The sequence below is a fragment of the Corallococcus exercitus genome, from assembly GCF_003611585.1.
Classification (GTDB): domain Bacteria; phylum Myxococcota; class Myxococcia; order Myxococcales; family Myxococcaceae; genus Corallococcus; species Corallococcus exercitus.
Window position 1 is genome coordinate 1 of the sequence record NZ_RAVW01000650.1, and the last position, 3,452, is coordinate 3,452.

Here is a 3,452-nt window from a genome sequence, read left to right on the forward strand (position 1 = left end):
TCGGCGCATGTCTCGTGGGCTCGGAGATGTGTATAAGCGACAGCCTCCTGCCTGGACTCCCTGCCTTCAGGCGAACGGCTCCGCCTGCTGGACGCGCTCTATGAGATGGCGCTCGCGGACGGCCCCCTCCAGCGCTCCGAACGCGAGGCCCTGAAGCGCGTGGCCGAGGGCCTGGACGTCCCGGACGCCAAGGCCCAGGCCCTGGCCGAACAGCACCTGGGCGACGCCACCGCCCACTACGAGACCCTGGGCCTCCCGCCGGACGCCACCGACGCGGAGGTGAAGAGCGCCTACCGGAAGCTCGCCGCCCAGCACCACCCGGACAAGGCCAGCCACCTGGGCCCCCGGGCCGCCGAGCGGGCCGCCCGTCAGTTCCAGGCCGTCCGCGACGCCTACGAGGAAATCCGGCGGCTGCGCGGCCTGTAGCCCGGGTTAGAAGACAGGAATCCCATGAGCCAGCGTCCCCCGAAGAAGAAGGAAGCGGAGTTCCAGAACAACCCGTTCAAGTCCGCCATCAAGACGCTCCAGGACCAGGAGAAGCAGGAGAAGGCTGCGGCCGCCGCTGCGGAGGCCTCGAAGAAGAAGGCCGCCGTGCAGAAGCCCACGAAGGCCCCCAAGGCCCGCCCGGAAGACGACGACGTGGGCCTCTTCTTCTCCGCCATGGACGGCGTGCAGCAGATCACCAACCGGGGCGAGGCCCCCAAGACGAACCCGCGCCTGCCGGAGATCATCGACGAGAACGCGGAGGCGCTGGCGCAGCTGTCCGACCTGGTCGCGGTGGACGGGCCCCTGTCCTTCACCGGTTCCGACGAGTCCTTCGAGGGTTCCTCCCCCGGCACCGACCCCAACCTGCTGCGTTCCCTGCGCCGGGGCGACTTCTCCGTCCAGGACCGGCTGGACCTTCACGGCAAGACGCAGAAGGAGGCCCAGGCCGCCGTGGAGCGCTTCCTGTCCGACAGCCGCCGGGCGAAGCGCCGCTGCGTGCTCATCGTCCACGGGCGCGGTTTGAATTCCAAGGACCAGATCCCGGTGCTCAAGGACGCGGTGAAGGACCTGCTGTCGCAGAAGCGGCTGGAGCGGATGGTGCTGGCGTTCTCCACCGCACGCCCGCAGGACGGCGGGACTGGCGCGGTCTACGTGCTGCTGCGCCGATAGCTTTACGCGTGCCCGTGGCTGTGCATACATGCCGCCATGGTTCGCGACCTCATTGACCTCCATATCCACGTGGGTGGCGCGGTGGCCCCGCACATCCTGTGGTCCATTGCCCACCAGCAGGGCTTCAAGCTCCCCGTCAAGAACTACTTCGACTTCGTCGAGCTCATCACCTCCCGTCCGGGCAAGGTGGGCAGCCTCGACGACTACCTGAAGATCCTCCACACCTGGACGGAGAAGATCCAATCCTCTCCCAGCGCCATCGAGCGCTCCGTCTACGAGGTGATTGGCAAGGAGTACCGGGGCAGCCGCGTCACGCAGATTGAACTGCGCTTCAACCCGATGAAGCGCAACCTCTCCAGCGAGCTGGACCTGGACCACATCATCCACGCGGCGCTGCGGGGCATGGACCGCGCGGTGCTGGAGTACGGCGTGAAGGTGGGCTTCATCTTCTGCCTGGCCCGCGAGTTCGACCACAAGCTCAACAGCATCATCGTGGAGAAGGCCATCAAGTACCGCTCGCGCGGCGTGTACGGCATCGACCTGGCCGGCACGGAGCGCGACGCGATGGAGCACAAGCCCTCGCTGGCGCAGTACGAGGACCTCTACGCCCGCGCGCGCAAGGGCGGCCTCAAGTGCACCGTGCACACCGGTGAGACGGCCGGCACGGGCGCGGAAGGCCTGATGGCGGCGGTGGAGAAGCTCAAGCCCAACCGCATCGGCCACGGCATCCGCGCCGCGTACGACGAGTCCGCGATGAAGGTCCTGCGTGAGAACAACATCACGCTGGAGCTGTGCCCCACGTCCAACATCCACACCAAGGCGGTGGCGGACCTGAAGGAGCTGGAGCACATCATGCGGACCTTCTGGGACCGCAAGGTGAAGTTCACCATCAACACGGACGGCCCCTACCTGCTGGAGACGGACATGCGGCGGGAGATTGAAATCGTCGAGTCCAACGGCCTGCTCACCTCCGAGCAGGTGGACCAGGCGCTCGCGTGGGCGCGCGAGGCGTCCTTCATCCCGGCCTGACATGTACGGCTTCACTCGCGCACTGCTCTTCACCCTGCCCCCGGAGCCCGCGCACCGGCTGGGCATGTCCGGGCTCGCGGCCCTGGGGAAGTGGCCCGCCCGCTGCCGCGCCATGCGCGAGCACACGCTGCGCCTGGCCCCCATGGACCTGTCCGTGGAGCTGGCGGGGCTGAAGTTCGCCCACCCGGTGGCGCTCGCCGCCGGGCTGGACAAGGACGCGGAGGCCGTGGACGGGCTGTTCGCCTGCGGCTTCTCCGCGGTGGAGATTGGCACCGTCACGCCGAAGCCCCAGCCCGGCAACCCGAAGCCGCGCCTGTTCCGGCTGCCGGAGCACCGCGCGGTCATCAACCGCATGGGCTTCAACAACCACGGCGCGGCCACCGCGGCGGAGCGCCTCAAGGGCCGGACGTGGAAGCCGGGCCCGCTGGGCGTGAACATCGGCAAGAACAAGGACACGCCGCTGGAGCGCGCGGTGGACGACTACGTGGCGTGCGTGGACGCGCTCGCGCCGCTGGGGGACTACGTCGTCGTCAACGCGTCCTCGCCCAACACGCCGGGCCTGCGCAAGCTCCAGGAGCCGGAGGCACTCTCCGCGCTGCTGCTCGCGGTGCGCGAGCGGATGGAGGCCGTGGCCCCGGGCACGCCGCTGTTCCTGAAGATCGCCCCGGACCTCACGCCCGAGGCCGTGGATGAGGTGGTCGACGTGGCGATGGAGCGCGGGCTGTCCGGGCTCATCGCCACCAACACCACCCTCACCCGCCCCTTCGAGCACGCGCACGCGAAGGAGGCCGGCGGCCTGTCCGGAGCGCCCGTGCGCGAGCTGGCCAACGCCGTCATCCGCCGCGCCTACCAGCGCAGTCGGGGCGCCCTACCCCTCATCGGCGTGGGCGGCGTGTTCACCGCCCAGGACGTCTACGAGAAGCTGCGCGCTGGCGCCACCGTGGTGCAGGTGTACACGGGCTTCATCTACGAGGGCCCGGGCATGGTGGACCGCATCCTCCCGGAGCTGGGCGCCCTGCTGGCCCGTGACGGCTTCGCGTCCGTGCGCGACGTGATTGGTGTGGATGCGCATACGGGGACGCCCGCCGTTCCCGTGTAGCGCCCCGGCTTCCGTCGTCTTTCGAGCAACGACCCTGCCCTCCGGGGCAGCTTCACGCATGTCCTCCCCGCAGCACCTTCCTCGCATCTGGGGGCAGGGAGGCGGACATGCGGACGCGGTCTTGGTGGTGGGTCTTGGCGGCGGCGGGAAGCGTGATGGGGTGCGGCGC

Annotated in this window: 4 protein-coding genes; all 4 read left to right on the forward strand. The window is 69.3% G+C overall.

Going from position 1 to position 3,452, the window contains the following annotated elements; all coding sequences use genetic code 11:
• Positions 1-60 precede the first annotated feature (60 nt).
• From D7W79_RS40265 to D7W79_RS40280, 4 genes are read left to right on the forward strand one after another with little or no spacing between them, the layout of a single operon-like run.
• Positions 61-426, forward strand: coding sequence for a DnaJ domain-containing protein (locus D7W79_RS40265; protein ID WP_276375604.1), 366 nt, complete (start codon positions 61-63; stop codon positions 424-426).
• A gap of 24 nt (positions 427-450) precedes the next feature.
• Complete coding sequence (locus tag D7W79_RS40270; RefSeq protein WP_120530505.1) at positions 451-1,155, forward strand: Smr/MutS family protein; 705 nt, start codon at positions 451-453, stop codon at positions 1,153-1,155.
• A gap of 36 nt (positions 1,156-1,191) precedes the next feature.
• The gene (add, locus tag D7W79_RS40275; RefSeq protein WP_120530506.1) at positions 1,192-2,184 is read left to right on the forward strand and encodes an adenosine deaminase; all 993 of its coding nucleotides are present in this window, start codon (positions 1,192-1,194) and stop codon (positions 2,182-2,184) included.
• A 1-nt stretch (position 2,185) separates the two neighbouring features.
• Positions 2,186-3,283, forward strand: a complete 1,098-nt coding sequence (locus tag D7W79_RS40280; protein ID WP_120530507.1) for a quinone-dependent dihydroorotate dehydrogenase — start codon at positions 2,186-2,188, stop codon at positions 3,281-3,283.
• Positions 3,284-3,452: the final 169 nt, after the last annotated feature.

Excerpts from the sequence above, each read along its gene's own strand:
- D7W79_RS40280 (WP_120530507.1), top strand. The coding sequence starts at position 2,186 with ATGTACGGCTTCACTCGCGCACTGCTCTTCACCCTGCCCCCGGAGCCC.
- add (WP_120530506.1), top strand. The coding sequence starts at position 1,192 with ATGGTTCGCGACCTCATTGACCTCCATATCCACGTGGGTGGCGCGGTG.
- D7W79_RS40270 (WP_120530505.1), top strand. The coding sequence starts at position 451 with ATGAGCCAGCGTCCCCCGAAGAAGAAGGAAGCGGAGTTCCAGAACAAC.